Origin of the sequence: Streptococcus sp. Marseille-Q6488 (assembly GCF_946902925.1) — a bacterium.
Classification (GTDB): Bacteria; Bacillota; Bacilli; order Lactobacillales; family Streptococcaceae; genus Streptococcus.
Genome location: NZ_CAMPPZ010000020.1, coordinates 1 through 24586 on the forward strand (window position 1 = coordinate 1; position 24586 = coordinate 24586).

The 24586-nt window shown below is 39.6% G+C and carries 19 protein-coding genes and 1 pseudogene; 4 read left to right on the top strand and 16 right to left on the bottom strand.

From position 1 onward, the window contains the following. The 14 genes and pseudogenes from OVN23_RS09075 to OVN23_RS09140 all read right to left on the bottom strand — a co-directional run. Nucleotides 1-2650, bottom strand: a 2650-nt coding sequence (locus OVN23_RS09075) for a Rib/alpha-like domain-containing protein (RefSeq protein ID WP_267240994.1), incomplete at its 3' end; no start/stop codon positions are given. Between the two features lie 784 nt (nucleotides 2651-3434). Then, nucleotides 3435-3938, bottom strand: a complete 504-nt coding sequence (locus OVN23_RS09080) for a PBECR4 domain-containing protein (protein ID WP_267240995.1) — start codon at nucleotides 3936-3938, stop codon at nucleotides 3435-3437. A 765-nt stretch (nucleotides 3939-4703) separates the two neighbouring features. Then, nucleotides 4704-5126: pseudogene (locus OVN23_RS09085) on the bottom strand (hypothetical protein); the annotation flags it as partial. Further along, a complete protein-coding gene (locus OVN23_RS09090) occupies nucleotides 5119-5865 on the bottom strand; it encodes an ImmA/IrrE family metallo-endopeptidase (protein ID WP_319946294.1) in 747 nt (248 codons plus the stop codon). The pseudogene OVN23_RS09085 and the gene OVN23_RS09090, both read right to left, overlap by 8 nt. Before the next feature lie 12 nt (nucleotides 5866-5877). Continuing rightward, nucleotides 5878-6222: a helix-turn-helix domain-containing protein gene (locus tag OVN23_RS09095; RefSeq protein WP_001056000.1), complete on the bottom strand. Its 345-nt coding sequence runs from the start codon at nucleotides 6220-6222 to the stop codon at nucleotides 5878-5880. 370 nt (nucleotides 6223-6592) lie between these two features. Next, nucleotides 6593-7543 carry an N-acetylmuramoyl-L-alanine amidase family protein gene (locus OVN23_RS09100; RefSeq protein WP_267240996.1) on the bottom strand — a complete coding sequence of 317 codons (951 nt, stop codon included), beginning with the start codon at nucleotides 7541-7543 and terminating at the stop codon, nucleotides 6593-6595. A 373-nt stretch (nucleotides 7544-7916) separates the two neighbouring features. Beyond that, a complete protein-coding gene (locus OVN23_RS09105; protein ID WP_267240997.1) occupies nucleotides 7917-9281 on the bottom strand; it encodes an MATE family efflux transporter in 1365 nt (454 codons plus the stop codon). Nucleotides 9282-9395: 114 nt separating this feature from the next. Then, the gene (recA, locus tag OVN23_RS09110) at nucleotides 9396-10562 is read right to left on the bottom strand and encodes a recombinase RecA (protein ID WP_267240998.1); all 1167 of its coding nucleotides are present in this window, start codon (nucleotides 10560-10562) and stop codon (nucleotides 9396-9398) included. Nucleotides 10563-10616: 54 nt separating this feature from the next. Next, nucleotides 10617-11873, bottom strand: a complete 1257-nt coding sequence (locus OVN23_RS09115) for a competence/damage-inducible protein A (RefSeq protein ID WP_267240999.1) — start codon at nucleotides 11871-11873, stop codon at nucleotides 10617-10619. Nucleotides 11874-11956: 83 nt separating this feature from the next. Beyond that, on the bottom strand, nucleotides 11957-12973 hold the full coding sequence (brpA, locus tag OVN23_RS09120) for a biofilm formation/cell division transcriptional regulator BrpA (RefSeq protein ID WP_267241000.1): 1017 nt from the start codon (nucleotides 12971-12973) through the stop codon (nucleotides 11957-11959). A gap of 7 nt (nucleotides 12974-12980) precedes the next feature. Beyond that, nucleotides 12981-13499, bottom strand: a complete 519-nt coding sequence (locus OVN23_RS09125) for a GNAT family N-acetyltransferase (protein WP_173253217.1) — start codon at nucleotides 13497-13499, stop codon at nucleotides 12981-12983. Beyond that, on the bottom strand, nucleotides 13489-13932 hold the full coding sequence (tsaE, locus tag OVN23_RS09130) for a tRNA (adenosine(37)-N6)-threonylcarbamoyltransferase complex ATPase subunit type 1 TsaE (RefSeq protein ID WP_267241001.1): 444 nt from the start codon (nucleotides 13930-13932) through the stop codon (nucleotides 13489-13491). The genes OVN23_RS09125 and tsaE overlap by 11 nt, the downstream gene beginning before the upstream one ends. An 84-nt stretch (nucleotides 13933-14016) precedes the next feature. After that, nucleotides 14017-14637 carry a hypothetical protein gene (locus OVN23_RS09135; RefSeq protein ID WP_049532500.1) on the bottom strand — a complete coding sequence of 207 codons (621 nt, stop codon included), beginning with the start codon at nucleotides 14635-14637 and terminating at the stop codon, nucleotides 14017-14019. 281 nt (nucleotides 14638-14918) lie between these two features. After that, on the bottom strand, nucleotides 14919-15782 hold the full coding sequence (locus tag OVN23_RS09140) for a helix-turn-helix domain-containing protein (RefSeq protein WP_164226804.1): 864 nt from the start codon (nucleotides 15780-15782) through the stop codon (nucleotides 14919-14921). Nucleotides 15783-15968: 186 nt separating this feature from the next. Here OVN23_RS09140 and OVN23_RS09145 point away from each other — a divergent pair, with 186 nt between their 5' ends. From OVN23_RS09145 to OVN23_RS09160, 4 genes are all read left to right on the top strand, one after another. Then, the gene (locus OVN23_RS09145; RefSeq protein ID WP_267241016.1) at nucleotides 15969-16139 is read left to right on the top strand and encodes a PhrA family quorum-sensing system peptide; all 171 of its coding nucleotides are present in this window, start codon (nucleotides 15969-15971) and stop codon (nucleotides 16137-16139) included. A gap of 314 nt (nucleotides 16140-16453) precedes the next feature. After that, a complete protein-coding gene (locus OVN23_RS09150) occupies nucleotides 16454-16756 on the top strand; it encodes a lactococcin 972 family bacteriocin (protein ID WP_045611574.1) in 303 nt (100 codons plus the stop codon). 95 nt (nucleotides 16757-16851) lie between these two features. Next, nucleotides 16852-18867, top strand: a complete 2016-nt coding sequence (locus tag OVN23_RS09155) for a DUF1430 domain-containing protein (RefSeq protein ID WP_173212188.1) — start codon at nucleotides 16852-16854, stop codon at nucleotides 18865-18867. Between the two features lies 1 nt (nucleotide 18868). Beyond that, the gene (locus tag OVN23_RS09160; RefSeq protein ID WP_000571433.1) at nucleotides 18869-19501 is read left to right on the top strand and encodes an ABC transporter ATP-binding protein; all 633 of its coding nucleotides are present in this window, start codon (nucleotides 18869-18871) and stop codon (nucleotides 19499-19501) included. Between the two features lie 718 nt (nucleotides 19502-20219). On the opposite strand, the gene ndk is transcribed toward OVN23_RS09160, so the two are convergent. After that, nucleotides 20220-20633 carry a nucleoside-diphosphate kinase gene (gene ndk, locus OVN23_RS09165; RefSeq protein ID WP_173253219.1) on the bottom strand — a complete coding sequence of 138 codons (414 nt, stop codon included), beginning with the start codon at nucleotides 20631-20633 and terminating at the stop codon, nucleotides 20220-20222. A 260-nt stretch (nucleotides 20634-20893) separates the two neighbouring features. Next, on the bottom strand, nucleotides 20894-24571 hold the full coding sequence (gene rpoC / locus OVN23_RS09170) for a DNA-directed RNA polymerase subunit beta' (RefSeq protein ID WP_000228745.1): 3678 nt from the start codon (nucleotides 24569-24571) through the stop codon (nucleotides 20894-20896). Between the last annotated feature and the right edge of the window lie 15 nt (nucleotides 24572-24586).

The following is a 24586-nucleotide window of genomic DNA, read 5'->3' on the forward strand; positions in this document are numbered from 1 at the left end:
TACTTGGCGTTCCGCCTTTCCATTCGAACCTTGTCTTCGCTGGAAGTTGCCCTACATTGCCAATGCTATCTTCGGCTCTTGGGGTTCCCCCATTGTCTACCGTTTGTTCTTTTGGTGTTGGTTGGTAAGTCTCTTGTTGTTCTCTTACTTTCACAACGACGGACACTTCTTCACTCGTGCCATCTGGGTAGTGGACGACTACCGTTGCGTTATGATCGCCTTTTTCAGTCGTACTTGGCGTTCCGCCTTTCCATTCGAACCTTGTCTTCGCTGGAAGTTGCCCTACATTGCCAATGCTATCTTCGGCTCTTGGGGTTCCCCCATTGTCTACCGTTTGTTCTTTTGGTGTTGGTTGGTACTTCTTATTTTGTGGGGTTACCGTTGGCACAGGTACTTGACGCTCATCACTAGGATCACTATTCCCATAGTATGATTTAGCTTTTACTGGTGTTCCAACCTTGGCAGTTCCTTGTTTAACAATAAACGAATTCCCTGAAACTTTAATTCCAGTATCATTACTTGACCATGTTCCATTCCCAGCATCACGTTTTAAGGTTGCAGTTTTACTTTCCCCTCTAGCATTCGTATAAGAAAGTTCTACCTTATCTACATTTTTATTTTGATCAGAATCAGAATTCTGATAAGGAGTTACTGTTACTGTTCCTTCATCACTAGATGTAACTGTCGGAGCATTCGGCTTTTCTTGTAAACCTCTCACCGTGAAGTACATAAGAGCTTCACTATTCTCAATCGACCTCATACCCGTTCCATAATAGATTGGGGCATACGGTGTGTCTGTATGGGTTATATAAGAAAGTTGTACTTTCCCTGTGCTTAAAGTGAAATGGTATAATAAATTTGCATGCTGTTTTAATCCATCTATAATTTTCTCTGATTTTTTGTAAAATTCGTCGGAAAATCCTGTTCCGGCCTCCCATCGATAAAATTTACCCTGAGTAGGTCCTAAGTAATAATATCCCTCAGAACTCCTACTATCTGTAGGAATAGCATCTGTCCTCTGATTCGAACCAGCTCTCGCAATAAAATTAGTATTTGTCACATCATCAATACTACCAAAGTTACGATTAAACCCCCCGTCTTTCCCACTAGCAGGACCATAAGTTGCAATTCCTGATGTTATAGCATCTTTTGTTTTTCCACCCCATTCTTGATTAAAAGAACCTCTTCCGGCAACGAATGACTTGGAATGTCCCCCATCTGTTCTAGTAGCTGCCAGAGTCTCTGTAATAGTATGCCCTTCCGGTAAAGTAAACCAATAAAAAGCATTTTGGTGTCCTTTTTGTTTATCATTAAAAGTAAAATCCCATTTAAAATCACCATTACCTAAGTTTGTAACAGTAACCTTAGCTTCATCCCGAGCCTCACTCACTTCTCGTAAATTATCTTGCTTAGGTTTATCGGTCAGTCTCCGTCTCAATGCATACAAATAAGTTTCAGCAGGTAAGTCTGAACCATCACCTTTTCGAACAATATACGCCCTTTTTGTAGTTAGCGCCGTCGGTGTAGCTCTCAGGTCGGATCCTTGTTTCATTGGTTTACCATTTAACAGGTCACGTTTACCAGAGTTTTCACGAGTAAGTGCTAAGGCAAGTTTTCTCTCCGCTTGTTTTCCTTTTTTAAGGAGTTCTTCAATTTCAGCTGGTGTTAGCTGAGGTTGTAATACACTAGCTTCAATTGATTTAACAACTTCTTCTACTCCTTCTAAAAGTTTCTTAGTCTCAGGACGTGTGATTTCATTTGCCTGTATCAGATAGGCAGATAAATCTTTTGAGAGCGTTTTTAATTTATCTTTATTCTGATTATCACTAACTTCTGGCTTTGAAAGTTCAGTTGATGGAGTTCTGACTTCTCCATTAGTTGATGATACATGACTCTCCTCTAGGGCTTTTGTAACAGCTATCTTTGGAGTTAAAATAGCCCCCTCTGGAGCAGCAAGTCCATGATTTGTCAGACCTGCTTTTTCTAAGACTGTAGGAGTTGAAACTTGAGGCGACAAAGCTTCCTTGACCCGACGAGTCAGGTCTTCCATGAGTTTGACTTGCTCATCAACCTGCGCTTGCGTCGCATTTGGGTCGTCCAAAACTGCCTTAGCTGCTGCTAGACCTGCTTCCACTTCATCGTGGAGCGCTTTCATGGAGCTAAGAGTTAGTTTTTCCAACAAAGCTTGCAGATTGCCTTGGAGTGATTTAGCTTCTGTCGTTTTAGTGGCAGATGTGGGCTGGTCTTGCTCTTTTACTGCTCCTCCTTGAGAAGTTTCTTGAGCAGCTGGCTTCGTCTCTGGTTTGGTAGGAACAAGGCCAGCTGTTTCCTGTCCCTTACTAGCGTCCTCGGCTTTAGTCTCTGGAGAGTTTGACTCCCCTGTAGACTGGAGCTCAGCCGACGGTTCAGTCTGAGAGACCTTCTCTGGCTCTTCCCCATCTGACTCCTGCTTATCCTTATCTGGTGTTCCAGCAGATCCAGCAACTACATCACTGGCTGTTGCCGAAGATACCGCAGGTGCCTGCGCTTGCACCCCATTTGCAAAGAACATCAGAGCCGCAACCGCAACGCTAGCAGCCCCAAAATGGTATTTACGAATGGAATAACGGAAAATTTTCTCTCCATTACCATCATTCTTTTTCTTGAACATAAGTGAATCCTTTCCTCATCTGAGAGCTTCCTCAAGCTTAGAAAGCGCGCAAAAAGCCGACAGACGATAATATATCAGTTATATAATAACACTTCTGACATACAAATCAACACCATCGTTGATAGTATAGAGTCAGGAAATGCAAGAAAAAAGTGATGTTATATATATATATATATATATATATGCATAGACATATAAAACCTTTTGATACAGCCTATTTTTTAACAAAGATACAAGAGTTATACTACATTTATATATGCACAACATCCTCTGCGCCAATATTACATTATTGTTACATTTTGATTACACAAACATTTCAAAATATATGATAGAAGCCTGAGTATTTTATAGTAATTCCCTCTCTATAAACTAGGTCAACCAGTTGAGTGTGACACCCTATCCTCAGCCAAGGACTATTGCCACCATTTCCTAGCTGCTAGGACGCTCTAAACCACCTATTCTAAGTCCATCACTAGCTTGGTCAGTAAGATACAGACTGCAAGGCGACGCTGACGGGTTTGAAGAGATTTTCATTGAGTATAATTTTAACTTCTTACTTTTCATTCCTATTCCTTAAATAAAAAGCTCACTAAAAAAGTGAGCAACATTTCCAATGAGATACTTCTGTTGACGAGCGCGTCTCTCCGCCCCCTCATTGCCTTGCGAAGAGGCTTGGCGAATCGAAAGGAGGTGTTTTTTCCTGTTTTCAATTCTACTTATTTTTGTACATTTTTTTAATTTTATCAAACAAAAAAACGCAAGCCGAAGCCTGCGAAAAGTTTTTTTATAACCATTTAATTTCTTTCACATCTGTTTTACGAACTTTAGCATATTTCTTAGCGCTTGTAAAATGTAGAGTAACCGGTTTAAACACTCCACTTTTATCTCTTCGTAAACCTAAAATTGCGGATCTTTTGTTTCTATCTTCAAAAAATATGACGTCCAACTTCATAGTGTTTTTAGATAAATCTTTGGCTAGGATACAACAACTTGTTATCTTAGAATAGAAGATATCACCGATAAAACTATACAAAGATATCCTTTCTATAACATCGTTGTACATGGGATTATTTTTATATTCTTCCAAAATAAAAACACCAGCTTGAATAGCAGGTATTGTTTGACTAGCATAATCTCGTGTGATTTTGTGCAAGCCAAATAAGTGATGTAAATCAGTCAAGCAAAAATCTACTTCGAAAGTCTCTAAATGCTTATAATTCGTTGATACTTGACATGTTTTTCCATCGAATTTCTCTTGATAATCTAAAATACAATCAAGTAAGTTCAACGACAAACTCCATATTTTCTCAAAATAAAAAAAGCACGGGGCAGTTCTCACTACTGCCCAAAGTGGATGATTAGAGTCGGCTTCTCTAACTCCCTATGTTGTGCTTATTAGGCTTATCGCAAGGGAACAGTTTTTAGCTCTGCCAAGCCACATAGCGTGCTTACTACTATGTGTCCATGTCTCCATGGATTGCCGAGCGGTTTAACGACGTTTTGGGAGTCGGGATAACGAGAAAAGTGATACTTTTACGTTTTTTCCAACTTAATTATGACATCTTTCTTTAAAAAAGTCAATATTTATCGCTTTCTTTAACGAAAAAAATCCCACAAGAACGAATCCTGTGGGGAGATACACATTTTAGAAAAGCTTTCCTTTATTCTACTATTTTTCTTGTATTTTATCATTCAGTATGATAAAATACAAGTTTTTTGATAAAATAACCAAAAACTACTCGCTATCCCCTCTCACATCACCCTACATATCCATTTAATATGCGACTGATAGTTCAGGGAAACTTTAAGGAGAACTTTTCTCTCATCCCCTATGCAGGTCATTTCTACTCTTATAGGCTCAATTTAACACTTTTCTTCTTCGAAGTGCTCATATGCCTCCTGAATAGTGAGTTCGATTTATCCAAATTTATTTTTGTCTATTTTGATGAACACTTCCACGAAGATAGTCTGAAAATGAATTTGCCCCAATTTTCCTTCTCTTTTTAAGCATATTATTCCAGATATGATTGCCCTCTTGTTCAGTAATAAATTGCGCTTTAAACGCTTCAACCAGTATATCTCCTGTTGTCATATGTTCTAAAGAAAATTCTTCTACATATGGTTTAACATCTCTTAGGTTATTACTTCCTAATATCCCATTATGCTTTTTCGCTAAGGAAATAGAAGCCGCTTCTCCCTTACCAATAACCTTGTTACTATCATGATTTCTTGTTAAATTTCTATATAATTCGTATTCTTCAGTTCCAATGTCTATGCTCACAATCTCAGCCGAACCCTTAGCTACCAACTGGTCTATCCTAGATTTTAAATGGGGGATTGTAGGTATATTGATTTCATCATACACCTCTTGTGGAATAACAATTTTACCCGAATAGAGCTTTTCTAAAAGATATTCAGTGCCAATCCATAAAAATGCTGAAATACAATCTGTATCAATAAATACACGACTAGTCAAACGACAACTCCCCCTCTTCATCTAGCCCATATACAATATCATATCTGAAAGCATCTAGTAGCAGTTCCTCATACTTCCCTTGCGAAATTCTGTTATTTTCTAAAAGTTGTTCAGTCGATTTAATATAGTGTCCTAATACCATTTCCTTTTTACTTTCTGACAAAGGACGATATAAACTTGTATCATAGCCTAATCTTGAAGCTGTCTCTATAACACTAATATCCATATTTTTAATTTCTTCTGCGTCAAGGTATCCATCATTCCGCAATCTATATAACATAGCTTTATGACTGATACCATAAAACTGACCTAATTTTATAATATCTTCTACTTCAAGATGAGTTCTATTGGCATTTTCTCTTATTTCCTCAACCATCCTATACAGTGAAGATGGGGAAATTAAAAAATAAGAAGCAAACTGATCCGCTTTTCTTTCAGTTTCATCTCCTTCACCAATCAAAATAAAACTGACTGAACTCTTCTTCACCTCATCATAATAAAGATGATACAGTTCATGTGCTAAAGAAAATCTTTGCCTTCCTAATGACATGTCTGAATTGATTACAATGAGACTGGACCGAGTTCCTTTATAACAGACTCCGCTAATATTCTTTCCGAGTCCATAAAATACCAGCGTCAAATTTTCTATCTTTTGTACCAATTTAAAAATATCTATCGGCGCTTCACCATCAGCTCCCAACTTTTTTCTAAGATTTGAAGCTTTATTACTTAAATCCATTTTATCAATCATTTATTTTGTCTCCAATAGCTGATCTATCTCAAATTGATTCAATACAATTTTATTGATTTTCGCTAAAACTTTAAGATCTTGGTCTACTATTTTATTTTTTCTAAACGATATGACACACTGTTGTTCAGCTTGTTCGCCAAACAAAAGATATTCAACCGTACAGCAAAATAGAGCAGATAGTTTCTCAATAACATCCGACGTGATATTCCTTTCACCTTTTTCCATTTTGGCAATCATACTTTGATTCAAAGACAAATATTCAGCAATCTTATCTTGAGTAAGATTTGAAGATATTCTAAGTTCTTTTATTCTTTTTCCAACATCACATACATTTATCATATTCATACACCTCTCATAAAAAGAATAGCACACTCTTGTCATAAAGTCAATTTTTTAAATAAAAAAATTATGACAAAACAAGAAAGCAATTTATTGATGTTACTTAAAAATCCAAAATTGATGATATTAAACCTATTTGATGAGTTCCTATCAAAAATCGTATCTTCAACCTCAAAACAGTACTTAAAGCTATCCGACTCGGTTTACATTGTCAAATTTAGATTTTATTTGAGCATAACTTTCTAGTTTGCTTTTTGATTTTTATTTAATATAGTAGCACAAATTGAAGGAAATATCTCCACAAGAAAACGCATACTATTAAGCTTTTTCAAGACCTAATAATATGCGCTGTTCTGATTTGAAAGACATTCCATTATTATTTTACTGTTATCAAGCCTTCAGGCTCGACTGTAAATTCTGGTTTCTCTGCTATCGTGCCATCTTCTTTAAGGTAATACCAGCCATCATTTGATTTGACAAAGGCATTAGAAACCATGTCCCCATTTTGACTATCAAGATAGTACCAAGTCTCCTTGTATTTGATCCAGCCTGTTTTCATAGCACCTTCTCCATCGAAATAGTACCACTTCTCAGCGATTTTCTTCCAGCCTGTAGCCATTTCGCCTGACTGGTCAAACCAGTACCAGTTGCCGTCTATGTGCTTCTTCCAGCTGTCTGCAAGCATATATCCTGAACCGTCAAAGTAATACCAGGTACCATTGATTTTCTCAAACTTATCTTTTGGATAAGAACCATCTGAGTGTACATACCAGGTGCCAGCATCGTTCTGTTGCCATCCTGCTTCAATCGTCAAGCCGTTTTCAATATCCTGCTTGAACTGCTCACGGCTAATACCCCATTTGGCAAGATAAGGATAGGGGTCAATGTGATCTGAATTATTATCGGGTTGGTTATTGGTGCAATATTCGTGTGTCTTGATACCTGCTAAATCAGCAGTATCAAGCGTTTTAGGTATCCCAGCCTCGTCTGCTAGATTACGCAAGAGTTCGATATAGAGACGATAGTCAATCAGAAACTCTTCTTTTGATTCATGGCTTTCAATCAGTTCAACTTGTGCATAACCTTCTGCATTCCAACCACCCCCAACGTCCCAGGCACCATTATCAACAGGTCCTACCTGCATAACACGACCATTACCGACTACGTGAGAAAAGAAGCCCAATTCAGGATCTTTTCTGTAATGGTAGTCAGCCTCATTTTGCACCGTTGAGTTACGGTTGCCTGTGGAATGGGCATGGACTTGCCTATATGGTTGCACGCCGACTTGAGGCAAATCTGTTCTTAATTTACTCACATCAATTTCCATATTCTACTCCTTATCAATTAAAACAACTTATTTTTTACAATCCAGAACCAGAAACTCCTTTATTTCTACCTTACAAAGAAGACAATCTTAGTCACGATTAGGCTTGTAGATAGAACTTTAAAACGCACTATTTTGATACTGTAAATAGGACTGACAGGGTCTGTATCCTATCTACAATAACACCCCAGACTAAAAAGCTTTTCAAAAGTATATTTTTACAGTCTCTATATGTCCCTTTAATAAATACATTATATCATATAAAAGAAGTCAAAAGTATATTAAACTATTTTCAAGACCAAACTAAAGATGACAGCACAAGTTTTTTCGATTTTCACTAGAGGAAATGGATTTTATTTAGCAAATACAGCTAGGATTACACTTTGGTTACCAAGATTGCCTTGCCTTCTTTTATCAAGGGGTGACGGAACAGTGAGAAGTACAGCTGAATGGTCATGGCAACCCAGATGAGGGGTTCGCAAAGGATAACTCCCTTATAGCCCGCCCAAGGGATAATCAAGACCACAAAAGCGATTTTCCCGATTAGTTCGATAAAGCTAGAAACCAGAGGAAGGACTTTTTGCCCCAAGCCCTGCAAACAATTGCGATAAATCAGTAAGAGACTCAAAATAGGATAAAAGGCTGAACTGATTTGCAGATAAAGACTACCATTTTCTACCAGGTATCCATCCGTCGAACTAGCCAAGAAGGAAACTAAGGCAGGACTGGCAAAAAAGAGGAAGACACAAACAAACACTGCCCAGAACATACTCAAACGACTGCCGATTCGAAGGCCTTGAACAATGCGGTCAGGTCGCTTAGCTCCTAGATTCTGAGAAGCAAAGGTCGTCATCGAAGCAGAAATAGCGGTCATAGGAAGAAGGGCGAAAGCCATAATGCGGCGAGCCGCCGTCTGGGCACTAATAATTACAGCACCAAAGGTATTAACAGAAGACTGTAAAATCACACTGCCGATGGACACAATCGAACTCATCAATCCCATAGCCAAACCCTGCTCCAAGAGATCTGCGTACAAGGACTTATCCCATTTGAAATGCTTGCGCTGAGGCAAAAGTTCTGGCACACTCTTACGGATATAATAAAAGCAGAGAACCGCTGATAAGCCTTGCGAAATGATGGTAGCAAGGCCCGCAGATTGAACCCCCAGTTGCAGTTGCGTAATAAAATAGAGATCCAAAACCACATTGACCAAGGCAGAAAAAATCAAAAATCCCAGAGCTGCCAGACTATCACCAATGGATCGCAACAAACCTGCAAAGAGATTATAGGCAAAGCTGACACCAACACAGGTCACAATCATAGAAATATATTGATAGGACTGGGGAAGAATTTCTGCAGGGGTATCTAGGTATTGCAAGAGAGGATACAAACCAAGAAAGCCCAGCAGCATAACTACAACACTCAAAAGAGCACCTAAAATCCAGGTGGCTGCTACTGCTTCCTTGATTTTTGTAAAATTCCGAGCTCCATAATAACGGGCAATGACAATTCCCATGCCATTGCCAACACCAAGAGTAAAACCTACAATCAGGTCAAAAATCGCTGTCGTCGCTCCTACTGCAGCCAAGGAATCTTGACCAAGAAAACGCCCAACAATCAAGACATCAGCAGTGTTATAGAGCTGCTGAAAAATATTTGATAGCAAGATTGGGAAGGCGAAGCTTAAGAGCGAGGGAAGAATCGGACCATGTATCAAGTCCACTGTTCGTTTTTTATTCATAAGGCTATTATATCAGCTTTCTAGAGGAGCGACAAGAAACAGCAAACTGTAGGCAATCTGAAAACTTGAACAACAAACTGAAAAAGCAGTGGATTTCTCCACTACTTTGACAGCTTATTCTTCAATTTCGATTTCAAGTTCATCGCCTAGGTCAAGAGTTACTTCTTCATTCACTGCTTCTTCTTTCTTTGGCTCATCTTTTTTGTTTTCAGTATCTTGTTCTGAAGCTTCTTCTCCATCAATCAAGCCAAATTTAGAACGGACTTGCTTATCAATTTCATCAAAGATTTCTGGGTGATCTGCCAAGTATTTCTTAGCATTCTCAGAACCTTGCCCGATTTTTTCATCCTTGTATGAGTACCAAGCACCTGCTTTTTTGATAATATCCAAGTCGCTTGCAATCTTCAGGAGTTCACCAGTCTTAGAAATTCCTTCTCCATACATAATTTCAACTACGGCTTCCTTAAATGGTGGAGCTACCTTATTTTTTACAACCTTAATCTTAGTTTCTTTACCGACATTGGTTTCTTTTTGGTCACCAGTTCCCTTAATTTGTGTATTACCACGAACATCCAAACGGACTGATGCGTAGAATTTCAGAGCACGTCCACCAGGAGTTGTTTCTGGATTTCCAAACATGACTCCAACTTTTTCACGCAATTGGTTGATAAAGATGGCAATAGTTTTTGTCTTATTGATAGAAGCACCGAGCTTACGCATGGCCTGGCTCATCATACGAGCCTGCAAACCAACGTGGCTATCTCCGATATCTCCATCAATTTCCGCACGAGGTACAAGGGCCGCAACTGAGTCAACTACGACAAGGTCTACAGCACCTGAGTCAATCAATTTTCCTGCAATCTCAAGACCTTGCTCTCCTGAGTCTGGTTGTGACAAGAGCAATTCGTCAATATTGACACCAAGAGCCGCAGCATAAGCTGGATCGAGGGCATGTTCCGCATCGATAAAGGCAGCAATCCCACCTTCTTTTTGCGCTTGCGCAACTGCATGAAGGGCAACTGTTGTCTTACCAGATGACTCTGGTCCATAGATTTCGATGATACGTCCCTTAGGATAACCACCTGAACCAAGGGCAATGTCAAGAGCCAAAGAACCTGAGCTCATCACTTGCACCTTTTGCTCCGCACGTTCACCCAAACGCATGATTGACCCTCTACCAAAGTCTTTCTCAATCAATTTAAGAGCGTCATTCAAGGCCTTTTCACGTTCTGCCCCAAATTTTTTTGAAATTTCATCTAATTTTTTTGGTTTTTTCGCCATTCTATTCTCCTACATTCTAATGGTCCTTAGACCTATCTACTATTATATCAAAAGTTAGTCACTTAATAAAGCCTTGCGAACTAGGTTAAAGGCATGCATAACCGCAATGTGACGTACATCTGCTCGACTTCTGCCTCCAATATTAACCTTGACGACCTCAGTTCCATGCTCTTGGGCCAAGCCTATGAAGACTGTCCCAGCCGGGTGCCCTTCTAGGCTATCTGGACCTGCCACTCCAGTCAAACTAAGACCAAAATCAGACCGGGTCTTGATTCGTGACTGCTCAGCCATCTTCTGGGCTGTAAATTCAGACACTACACCATGTTCTTCCAAATCCTTGGCAGGAATAGCCAACATCTTTGATTTTTCCTCCAAGCTATAGGTCACAAAACCACCCTTAAATATACTTGAAGCTCCTGAAAAATCCACCACGGTAGCTTGGAAAAGACCTGCCGTCAAACTCTCTGCAGCCGTGATGGTTTTCCCTTGCTTTTTCAGTTCTTCTACCACAATGCTAGCTAAACTAGACTCTTCCCCATAACCATAACAAAGGTCTCGTAAAGAAAGTCCTTCAAAGGTCTGGCGATCCAAGATTTGATGTTCCAAAATATCCAGCGCTTGATTCGCCTCTTCTTGACTGCTAGCCTTTGTTGACAGACGCAGAGTGACTTCTCCTGTCTTGGCATAAGGTGCCAAGGTAGGATCTGTTTGATTAGCAATTAAATCAGCCAAAATCGTCACCAGCTGGCTCTCGCCAACCCCAAAGAAACGAAGAACTCGGGAATACAACTTGCTCCCTGTCATCAACTTAGGTAGAAGTTGGTTTAAAACCATAGGCTTCAATTCACTTGGTGGACCTGGAAGGACAACGTAGGTCACTCCATCGACTTCCAATATTCCTCCCACAGCCAGTCCTGTTTCGTTTGGCAGTGGAGTCGCTCCTTCTACAATTTGAGCTTGTCTTTCGTTATTCGGTGTTCGGGCATAGTCTGGTCTCTGGGTAAAAAAGACATCCAACTTCTCCTGCGCCTGAGGATCGAAGACTAATTCTTTCCCTAAAAATTTAGCCAGAGTTTGTTTGGTCAAATCGTCCTCAGTTGGCCCCAAACCACCTGTCAAAATCACCAGACCGCTACGTTGACTGGCAATCTCAAGTAAAGACAAGAGACGAGCTTCATTGTCTCCTACAGCCGTCTGAAAATATACGTCTACTCCAATCTCAGCTAGTTTTTCCGACAAAAACTGAGCATTGGTGTTGACAATCTGTCCTGTCAAAATCTCTGTTCCAACAGCAATGATTTCTGCTTTCATGTTTCCTCCTACCTATCTATTCGTATTTTTTTGAAAAAATCGCAGGAAATTTCCTACGATTGATTTTTTATTTGTATCAAAAGTTAATTATCTTCATCACCAACAGGTGCTCTGCCAAATAAATCCTCAAATAAGACCGCATTGGTTTCAAGCTGAGTGACTTCTTCTTGTCCCAAAGAACGTCGGAGTAGATTTTGCATTTCCAACATATGGGCTCTCGAAACAATCTGGTAAGAAACACCTTGAAGCATCTCTCCTTCACCCTGCAACTGCTGAGTTTCAATGGTTTTAAATGAATCTTTATAGCCTAGCAAGTTAGGGATACTTTTTGCAGACAAATCAATATTGGTCTGCATATTGTCACTCAAAGCTTTTAGAATCTCTTGATAATGACCAACGCTATTTAAACTGAGAGCTTTTTCCATGACTTTTTGAATAACTTCACGTTGACGTTTTTGACGACCATAATCTCCCTCAGGATCTTGGTAACGCATTCGTGCATAGACTAGGGCTTCTTCTCCCCCAATATGTTGCTCCCCAACACCGATAGAAATGGTATTAAATTCTTCTTGGTCACTGATAGAAATTGGGAAACCTAGGGTATTATTGACTGTAATACCACCTACTGCATCCACTAGTTTTTGCAACCCTTTCATATTGACCATCACATAGCGATCAATATGGATATTCATCATTTTTTGAATGGTTTCTATAGCAAGCTCTGCTCCACCATCTGCATATGCTGAATTCAGTTTCGCTTCATGAGCCTGACCATTCCCTGATTCAATGCGGGTCAGAATATCCCGCTCTAAACTCATCATCGTTGTTTTTTTCGTTTTAGGATTCACTGTCATCAAGATCATGCTATCACTTCTACCGACCCAAGTTTCAGTTCGTTCAGCATTTCCGGTGTCCACTCCCATTAACAGAATGGTTAGAGGTTCAGTCGCTTCAATAACCTTGGTTTCTTCGCCGATTTTTTTATAGGTTTTAGCTAAGGTTTCTGTCCCTTGTTGATAAATAGTATAAGCAAAAACACCTGCTCCTACTACAGTTACAGAAAGTAAAGCTAGCACCATTCCAATAATTTTTTTAACCATATTTCTACTAATCGATCAGTTTACCCATCAAGTAAACATCGATAAATTTCCCTTCTTCTATATATGCTCCACGCTCTTGGCGACCTTCAATGACAAAGCCATGCTTTTGATAAAGATGAACTGCAGCTTGATTACGAGTTTGGACAGTCAGTTGGAGACGACGCAGAATGCCACTTGCTTGTGCCCACTCTATCGCTTCTTCTAGCAACAAACTTCCCAATACATTATTCCAATATTTCTTACCAATCACAATGAAGAGATCTCCAATATGACGGACTCTCTTTCGCTGGTCAGCTGTAATATTTACAATACCAGCAATTTTATCATTTAAGAATGCAAGTAAGGTTATCTGATTGTCCGAACTAGCTTGCTTGTTGAGGAATATTTCCATCTCCTCACTGGTCAAGAGAATACCATCTCCGTCTAGGCTGGTAAAATCTGTCTCCAAACTCACACGATTTAAAAAGGCCACTAATTCAGCTGCATCTTTGGGCTCTGCTTCCCTAATGAGCAATTCATACTCCATATTGAAGCTCCTCTAACAATTTCTCAGCACGCAAACCCTTTGCCTGAAAATTTAAACGGCGACCGTCTTCTTCTTTTAGAATTTCCAACTCTAAATAAGTATCTGGCAAGGCATCTCCTAAGAGATTACCCCACTCAATAACAGTCACTCCGCCACCAAAGAGAAATTCATCCAAATCAATAGAATCCGCATCTCCTTCAATACGATAAACATCTAAATGGAAAAGCGGAAGACGACCTTCATACTCTCTTACGATAGTATAGGTGGGACTTTTAATCATTTGAGAAATCTGCAATCCTTTTGCAAGTCCTTTAGTAAAGGTCGTTTTACCTGCACCCAGTTCTCCAGTTAAGATTAAAACATCATTCTTTTCTAATAGATGACCCAAACGCTCCCCTAAGGCTTGCAACTCTTCTTCATTTTTTGTGTACATACTCTTATTATACCAAAAACTTTTCTTTTGTGTCTATTTTCCTGCTAAACTTACCATCATAACATCCATAAAAACAAGCTTTCTCTAAAAGAAAATGAGCGTAGCAATGACCAATACAAGATCTCGGAAAATATGACCATAAAAGGAAACTTCCTTCTTAACCGAATTTGGGACAAGATAGGCTGCAAAAAACAAACCCAGTCCAATATAAATCAGAAGAGAGACAATGGTCATTGGATTTCTTAAGAAGAGAAGTGTTGCTAAAATAGTCACCAACACTGTCTTTTTTCTGTCTAGCATAGCAAGCAAATCGCGCATGTATTTTTTCAAGGGTAAAAAAATCAGCAAATCTAGTCCAAATAGGAAAAAGAAGGATGGCAATAAAAAGTCAACTAATTCTTGCTGCAACGTATTTTTGATGAACAAGTTATCTGACAGGACAAGAACAGCTCCTAACAAATTAATTAAGAGCAGGATACTGTAAAAAAGCTTCACTGACTGCTTACTGGCTAGGACACTATGGACTTCTTGCTTACGGGTATAAAGATAATTTACTCCAGCACAGATTCCTGAAACAAAGACCATACTTCCGATGAAAAAAGCTGTACTTTGTTTAAAGGACAAGATGCATTCTTTCCATAGGAAACAGCTACTCAAACTGATTTGAATTAAAGCTAACAAAAATAAGATTCTCATTGATTTCATCTTTTCTCTCCCTTCCTACCAATCATTATACTAGGAGAAAAGAGAGAACTGTTTTCAATCTTCTCAAATGACTCTTTTAGACGCTAAACAAACACCAGAGACTAATACTCAATGAAAACTAGGAATTGCTCGAAACACTGTTTTGAGGTTGCAGATAGAACTGATGTGGTTTGAAGAGATTTTGGAAGAATATAAATTTGAAATAAGGCTGATAGTATTCATTTCACTATCAGCCTTACAGGTTATTTAACGTTTCAGAAAAACTATAATGTCAAGATTAACTAAACAGTATCTAATTCCTTCAAATAATTTTCTATCTTCATCAACATTAAAGGATTGTTATAAATCTTACATAACTCTTTTGCTTCTATATAATAATTTTTGACTTGTTCTTTGTCTAGAAATTTGGCTCCAGCATTTCCTACAAGAATAAGTAGAGGAGCCAGTTGGTAGCTTGTCTGTCTTTGTTTACAGAGTTCAATCGTCTCAAGAGCTTCTTGGATGGCTTCGTTATATTTTTCCTTTGATACTAGGTAGTGAGCGTAGTTGTAACGAACTCTGATGTAGCCAAATAAAAACTCTTGATGCTCAAAATTTTTTGTCTGATATAACTCCATCAAATGAGAGTAGTTTGCCTCATATTCTTGTTCACGACCCACTAAGGAATAGAAATTAGATAGAGTATTCAATGCCTTTAAATAAATCAGAGTATTTGAGGAGACTTTTAATAATATATTTTCCAATGAAGAAATAGCCTCACACTTACTGTCATATTGATAGAAGTCAATAATAGCTTTAATCCATTCAAGGTAAGTTCGGTCTTCTAGTGTTAGAAAAGTACTTCGTTCAATCTCTATTCTATAAATATATTCCAAATCGTCATAATTTCTGTCATCTAATAGTCGAGCAGATAATTGCTTGAAATTAGAGAGGTTAGATTTAATTTCAATTTGTTCATTGAAAAAGTAATCCAAAGGGACTTCAAGTCGTTGTGAGAGTTTGAACAAAAGGTCTGCGGAGGGAATGAAATGCCCTCTCTCAATTTTACTAATCTGGCTTTGTTCACAAATTCCTTCTGCAAGAGTTTGTTGGGAGAGTCTCAACTCTTTTCTTTTCAATCTGAATTTTTCAGCTAATGTAGTCATAAAAACAAAAAACCTTCCTAATTTATATTTGTCAATTATATATCATTTAGTTAAAGACGGCAAATATTTGCTCGATAAAATTACAAATAGAAATAATAAAAAAAGTTCAAAATATAATAAAAATACTTGACTGAATAATATACATATGTTAAAATAAAAACAAGGAAACAGAAAGGGGTTTCACGAATAAAGAAAAATCGTGGAATTCAAAAATTAGCTATATTAGTATTACTAGGTGTTTTTACGTTTAGTAACACAATTCCTTACCAACAGTTTGTTCAGAAGAATAAACGATTGGAGATTCGAGTGCAATTACAAAAGAATTCCAATGGTCTTGATGTTGGGAAGGCAGATTGATTTCGTATTACTTTAAAATTCAACTATTTAGAGAAAGGTATTCTTATGAGAGCTTGTAACAATACCAGATAGATATAAGAATGGAGATGTTTGATAAAATGCTTTCATAGCTAACCAACTGTTGAAAATTATGAGTTACAAAATCTAAAGTATTTAAGATTGGTTTATAAAATTAGGTCTCTGCCTGTAGAAAGGAACGTGCAGTTAGAAAGGAGGAAAAAATAGGATACTATAATTCAGACTGAGATTTCTAATTAAAATATGTAGTTGCATTTCGCTCATTTTCATAATATTTCATTCAGAGGAGTAATAATATGTTAAAATTTAGAAAAGTAGTTGCATCATCCCTTGCCGTTTTGGCATGTAGTTTGGCTCTTCCTGTTTTGGCAGTTTCTCTCCATGGTGGCGAGTGGACCTATGGAGGCTATCATGATCCAAATAATTGGGGAGCATTTTCGAATTATTATCATGGTTCAGAGGATCACTGGGCCTATGTTGGAAGTAATGGACGTGACAATCAAAAAACAGCTTATGCAGGAGCACATAGTGCGGCCTATGCGTTTGTTAATACAAATTTTGGGGAGCAAGTTACATTTGATGCGGGATTGCAAGAATAATTGAAGAAGATTCTTTTATCAATAGTTTAGTAAGCTTGTTAGTTTATAGAGGGCAGGGGTATTTCTGCCCTCTATTTTAGAATAAGGAATGCACTATGAAAAAATTATTTATACTCATATCCAACCTGCTTGCTAGTTTGTTCTTTGTTTGGGTATTTACCATTTGGACTGATACATATGTTTCCCATTATTACCCCAACGTTGTTGTACGTGATTCTTCCCCTGAAACAACTTTTCAGCATGTTGCTACACGCTTGGAAAAACTAGCAGAAGAAACGGATAGCTTTATTGCGATTCAACACCAAGATCCCAACTCAGAAGGTACTCCAGTTTTTTCTTATACGACCTTTGGGGACGGAAAGTTGCCTGATGGGCTACAGGAAAAAAATCTAGAAGATGCCCAAAGTAGTAGTGTTGAAACAAACTATTTTGTATTCGATGGAAACCTAGATATTCACTTGCTAAGAGAGGAGCTAAGTCAACTTGGCTTGACTAACATGCACCTGATAATTCCATCTAAACTATCTACGTTAATGGCTATCTTTAGTAACGGATTTCAGTTAATCGGTTTATTGATTTTCATCTTAACCTTTGGAGCACTGACTTTAATTAGTCAAATTAGCCAATTACGGTCGTCGGGCATTCGCCTCATTTCAGGAGAGAAACGGTGGTCCATTTTCCTTAGACCAGTTGGTGAGGATTTGAAAGGGATAGCTGTTGGTTTCAGTTTAGCTGGCGTGCTCGCCATTCTTATGCAAAAAATTCTGTCGCTTCCAACGCAATCCCTAATGACCATAGGAGAAGGCTTGCTCAGTTATAATCTCATCTTGTTGTTGATCTCCCTGTTTTTCGCTCAACTCTTCGCAGTTGGGATAAAAAAGATACACCTGATGCAGATTATAAAAGGGCAAGTGCCTGTCAGAGGAATCATTAGTTTGATTTTAATCGGTCAACTATTAGCGATTATTATTGTAACGCTGGGAATAGGGAGTAGCTTAAAGTATTCCCAAGCCTGGCAACAGCATCGGATTGGACAAGAGGCTTGGAGCCAGGAAAGGCAACTGATTACCCTATCATTCAGCCGTGAAGGAACGAGTCCTGGTTTTGATGAACAAGCTCAAAGGAAACTCAGAACTTGGTATCAATTGATGGATCTGGCTGTTTCAGAAAAAAAGGCTTTCTTATCTAGACACCAGTTAATTGACCGTTCTTTGCAAAATGGCATGGCTTCCTCCAAAAACTTTATAACCTCTACAGAATGGCACGATTACAACCCGAATGGCAATGTCCTTATCGTCACACCGCAATACTTGGAGCGTCAAAACATTCCTGTAGATACAACTATTGAGCAAAAGATGAATCACCTTGATGTAGGGGAGTTTGTCTTATTGCTGCCTGAACACCTCCGTTCAGAGGAAGAACATTATAAATCTGTTTTTGAAGACGACTTAACCAGTCGCATGTCTAGTAAAGATGAACGACAGCAAATGACTGCTACGGTAGGTTATTTGGAATCAGGTCAGGATCGTTTTGTGTATAATACGACCCCTATTTCTTACCAGCAGTTTTTGAAAGATCCAATCATCATTGTTATAACACCCCAATCAACTGGTCCACAGTCCATTTTCTTTTGGGTAGACGCAGTACAGAATTACGTTCTCTTTAATCAATTGTCTGATGCCCAGGAGCTTATCCAGAGACAAGGCATTGAAAATTGGGTCTCAGAAATGCAAACAGGTTACCACAACTACATCACATTATCGGATAATATCCAGAGGGAACGTTGGGTAATGCTAGCAGGAGCTGTGCTTGGGATTACAACTTCAATCTTGTTGTTTAACACTATGAATAGGCTCTACTTTGAAGAATTTAGACGTGCCATTTTTATCAAACGCATTGCAGGTCTCAGGTTCTTAGAAATCCATCGCACTTATCTCTTTGCTCAACTGGGTGTGTTTTTACTGGGATTTGTTGCGAGTGTATTTCTTATGGTAGAGATAGTAGTTGCTTTCTTAGTCTCGTTACTCTTTACTGGTCTATCTCTTTTACAGTTACATGTCCAAATGCAGAAAGAAAACAAGATGTCCATGCTTGTTTTGAAGGGAGGTTAATATGATTGAACTTAAACAGGTGAGTAAATCTTTTGGAGAACGAGAGTTATTTTCGAATCTTTCAATGACATTTGAGGCTGGAAAAGTCTATGCCTTAATTGGTTCAAGTGGTAGCGGAAAAACAACCTTGATGAACATGATTGGGAAATTAGAATCTTATGATGGGACGATTTTTTACCGAGGTAAAGACTTGGCCAATTATAAATCGAGTGATTTTTTCCGTCACGAATTGGGCTACCTCTTCCAGAACTTTGGCTTAATTGAAAACCAAAGTATTGAAGAAAACCTTAAGCTAGGTCTCATTGGTCAAAAGTTGAGTCGGTCGGAACAGCGGTTGAGGCAGAAGCAGGCTTTAGAACAGGTCGGCCTGGCTTATCTTGACCTAGATAAGCGCATCTTTGAGTTATCGGGCGGAGAATCGCAACGGGTTGCCTTGGCAAAAATTATCTTAAAGAATCCACCCTTTATTCTGGCAGATGAGCCAACAGCTTCAATAGACCCAGCAACCTCTCAGTTGATTATGGAGATTTTGCTATCTCTTCGAGATGATAATAGGCTAATCATTATCGCAACACATAATCCGGCAATTTGGGAGATGGCTGATGAAGTGTTCACGATGGATCGTCTGAAATAAAAATCCTTGTTTTTAATTGCACGATGAGTTACTGAAATATTATCATGAATCAATAATAGTGTAGGAGAGATTTTCCTCCTACAACCGTTTCAAAAGAAAACTATCTTTATTCCATGTTATTTTGAGGAAGATATTGTGAAAGTCAAAGATGATGATAAAGTTGAGTGGAATTTGTTAGAATTTCAAAAATTTAGAGCATTTTTGGCTTAGTAATCTGTGTTGAAGGCTCAAAACCTATGGTAAAAAAGTAGCTTTGAAAACGTATTGCCTCCAAAGATTGAGTTAAATAATGATTTAACACAAAAAGAAATTATTGAAGTTCTGGAAAGATGTTGTTTCAGTATTGAGAAAAAGTGGGAAAAACTTGCGATTTTCACAGAGAAAGGAAGAAAAAGTATAAAAATATAGTCAATTGAAACAAGAACTGGACAAAAGAACCTTTTGTGCCATATTTTTCTCCTTTCGCTTTACAATTGGCTTGAACACCTTTATTGTATCGCATTTGGAGTTTTTTTGGTATAACCTTCGACGCGCACCCGCATAGCGGGTGTTTTTTTCGTCTCGCACCTAACGGAGCGAGACGAACTAATAGTCACTTAATCAAAAAACGCACCATATCAAAAACTAAAAATTTGATATTATGCGTCATGTCTTAAACTAATTGACTATACTTTCTATTCAAATGAGCTTTTAACCAATTGATTGAGCCAATCCACTCTTAAAACCAAAGAGCAATTTCTCGCTTAGCTGACTCTTCTGAATCTGATCCATGTACAACATTTTGGATAGCTTGGTTTTCTCCAGCAGCTTTTGCAAAATCACCTCGAATAGTTCCTGGTAAAGCTTCTTCTGGACGAGTTGCCCCCATCATAGTCCGCCAAGTTTCGATTACTTTGGGACCAGAAATGATACCTACAAGGATTGATCCTGAAGTCATAAATTCACGAATCGGTGGGTAAAAACTTTGACCAACCAAGTCCTGATAGTGCTGGTCAATTAACTCTTCTGAAACCTGTGAACGCAACTCCAATTTTTCGATTGTAAAACCACGTTGTTCGATACGTTTCAACACTTCACCAACTAGCCCTCTTTTTACACCGTCTGGTTTAATGATAAAAAATGTTTGTTCCATCCCCGTCTCCTTTGTCAGCTTCTTTTTTTTATACTCTTCGAAAATCTCTTCAAACCACGTCAACGTCGCCTTGTCGTAGGTATGGTTACTGACTTCGTCAGTTCTATCCACAACCTCAAAGCAGTGTTTTGAGCAACCTGCGGCTAGTTTCCTAGTTTGCTCTTTGATTTTCATTGAGTACTATTTTACCACATTTCATGGAAAAATGGAGAAAGTTTTCAGAAAAGAGAAAGAGAACCCGAAGGCTCTCTCATTCTCTTTTATTCTACTGTTTCTTCCACAGTTTCAACGGCAGCATCCACAACTACTTCTGTTGTTTCTTCATTTCCTTCTTCCTCTACTGGAGGGTTAAGGTATTCTTCTTCGTTGATAGCATGTGGTTCAAGGTTACGGTAACGGGCCATACCAGTACCTGCTGGGATGATCTTACCGATGATAACATTTTCTTTAAGTCCAAGGAGATGGTCTTTCTTACCGCGGATAGCTGCGTCAGTAAGGACACGAGTTGTTTCCTGAAAGGAAGCCGCTGACAAGAAACTGTTGGTTTCAAGTGATGCTTTGGTAATTCCCATAAGAACTGGGCGACCTGTCGCTGGAACTCCACCTGCGATAAGGACATCTTTGTTGGCATCTGTAAAGTCATTGATATCCATGAGGGTACCCATGAGAAGATCTGTGTCACCTGGATCCATGACACGGACTTTACGGATCATTTGACGAACCATTACCTCGATGTGTTTGTCACCGATTTCTACCCCTTGGCTACGGTAAACTTTTTGTACTTCACCGAGAAGGTAAGTTTCAACTGACAAGACATCGCGAACTGCAAGGAGACGTTTGGGTTGGATAGAACCTTCTGTAAGAGCAGCACCACGCGCTACTTGGTCTCCAACTTCAACACGCATACGAGCTGTAAATGGAACGACGTATTCACCTTCGCCAGTTTCACCCTTAACAAAGACTTTCTTAGTACGAGTTGATGCATCTTCTTCGATAGCTGTAACCTGTCCTTTAACCTCTGTGATAACCGCTTCCCCTTTAGGATTGCGAGCTTCAAAGATTTCTTGGACACGAGGAAGACCCTGAGTGATGTCGGTATTTGAGGCAACCCCACCCGTGTGGAAGGTACGCATTGTAAGCTGTGTACCAGGTTCCCCGATAGATTGGGCAGCGATTGTACCAACTGCTTCACCAACTTCAACCGCATCACCAGTCGCCAAGTTGATACCGTAACAGTGACGGCAGACACCGTGACGAGTGTTACATGTAAATACGGAACGGATAGTTACTTCTTCTACACCAGCATTGACAATTTCACGCGCCTTGTCTTCTGTAATCAACTCATTTGGACCGATAATAACTGCACCAGTTTCTGGATGTTTAACAGTTTTCTTAGTGTAACGACCATTGAGACGCTCTTCGAGAGACTCGATCATCTCTTTTCCTTCTGCGATAGAGCGGATCAAGAGACCACGGTCAGTTCCACAGTCGTCCTCACGGATGATAACATCTTGGGCAACGTCAACCAAACGACGAGTCAAGTAACCTGAGTCGGCTGTCTTAAGGGCCGTATCGGTCATACCTTTACGCGCACCGTGAGTTGAGAAGAACATTTCCAATACCGACAAACCTTCGCGGAAGTTTGAAAGGATTGGCAATTCCATGATACGTCCGTTCGGAGCAGCCATCAGACCACGCATACCGGCAAGCTGTGAGAAGTTTGAGATGTTACCACGGGCTCCAGAGTCCATCATCATAACGATTGGGTTCTTAGGATCTTGGTTGGCAATCAAGCGTTTCTCAAGTTTTTCACGGGCAGCACGCCATTCAGCTGTAACAGCATTGTAACGCTCGTCGTCTGTAATCATACCACGACGGAATTGTTTTGTGATTTGTTCTACACGTTTGTGTGATTCTTCAATGATTTCAGCCTTGTCATCAACGACTGGGATATCGGCAATACCCACTGTCAATCCTGCAAGAGTTGAGTGATGGTAACCGAGGTTCTTCATGCGGTCAAGTAGGGCAGAAGTTTCTGTCGTACGGAAACGTTTGAAGATTTCAGCGATGATATTTCCAAGGTTTTTCTTCTTGAATGGAGGGTTAAGTTCAAGATTGCTGATTGCTTCCTTGATATCTCCACCAAGTGGCAAGAAGTATTTAGCTGGAACGCCTTCTGTCAAGTTGGCATTGTTTGGTTCTTGCAAGTATGGTAGACCCTCTGGCATGATGTCGTTGAAGAGGATTTTACCAACTGTTGTAAGCAATACCTTGTGTTTTTGCTCTTCTGTCCAAGGCTTGTTGAGGCTGTCTGTTGCGATACCAACACGTGAGTGAAGGTGAACATAACCATTACGGTAAGCCATAACCGCTTCGTCACGGTCTTTGAAGACCATTCCTTCACCTTCACGACCAGCTTCTTCCATGGTCAAGTAGTAGTTACCCAAAACCATGTCCTGAGATGGAGTAACAACTGGTTTACCATCTTTCGGGTTCAAGATGTGCTCAGCAGCGAGCATCAAGATACGAGCTTCTGCTTGGGCTTCTTCTGAAAGCGGTACGTGGATGGCCATTTGGTCCCCGTCAAAGTCGGCATTGTAGGCTTCACAGACAAGCGGGTGCAAGCGAAGGGCCTTACCATCAATCAAGACTGGCTCGAAGGCTTGGATACCCAAACGGTGAAGGGTCGGTGCGCGGTTCAAAAGTACTGGGTGTTCTTTGATCACTTCTTCAAGAATATCCCAGATACGCTCATCTCCACGTTCGACCAAGCGTTTAGCTGCTTTCACGTTTTGCACGATGTCACGAGCGACAATTTCACGCATGACGAATGGTTTAAAGAGCTCGATCGCCATTTCACGTGGCACACCACATTGGTACATCTTAAGTGTTGGACCAACGGCGATAACGGAACGTCCTGAGAAGTCAACACGTTTACCGAGCAAGTTTTGACGGAAACGTCCTTGTTTACCTTTAAGCATGTGGCTCAATGATTTCAGCGGACGGCTACCTGGTCCTGTGATTGGACGACCACGACGACCATTGTCAATCAAAGCGTCAACCGCTTCTTGAAGCATACGCTTCTCATTTTGAACGATGATACCTGGTGCATTCAACTCAAGCAAACGAGCCAAACGGTTGTTACGGTTGATAACACGACGGTAAAGGTCATTCAAGTCAGATGAGGCAAAACGGCCACCATCCAACTGCAACATTGGACGAAGATCTGGTGGAATAACTGGAAGGATGTTGAGAATCATCCATTCAGGTTTGTTTCCAGACTTGTAAAAGGCATCCAAAACATCCAAACGACGGATAGCTTTGACACGTTTTTGTCCAGTAGCTGTTTTCAACTCTTCTTTGAGTTCAGCAATTTCTTTTTCAAGATCTACTTGTTTCAAAAGGTCTTGGATGGCTTCGGCACCCATCTTGGCAACGAATGATCCATAACCATATTCACGCAAGCGCTCACGGTATTCGCGCTCTGTCATGATAGACTTGTGCTCCAGTGGTGTATCCTTAGGATCAATCACCACATAAGCCGCAAAGTAGATAACTTCCTCGAGGGCACGAGGGCTCATATCAAGGGTCAAGCCCATACGACTTGGAATCCCCTTGAAGTACCAGATGTGAGATACAGGAGCTTTCAATTCGATATGCCCCATACGCTCACGACGAACTTTTGTACGCGTTACTTCAACCCCACAGCGGTCACAAACAATCCCTCTGTAACGAATGCGTTTGTACTTACCACAAGCACATTCCCAGTCTTTTGTAGGACCAAAGATGACTTCATCGAAGAGTCCTTCACGTTCTGGTTTCAAAGTACGGTAATTGATTGTTTCAGGTTTTTTGACTTCTCCATAAGACCATGAACGGACTTTACTTGGAGAAGCTAGGGTTATTTGCATACTTTTAAAACGATTTACATCAACCACTATTTCTTCCCTTTC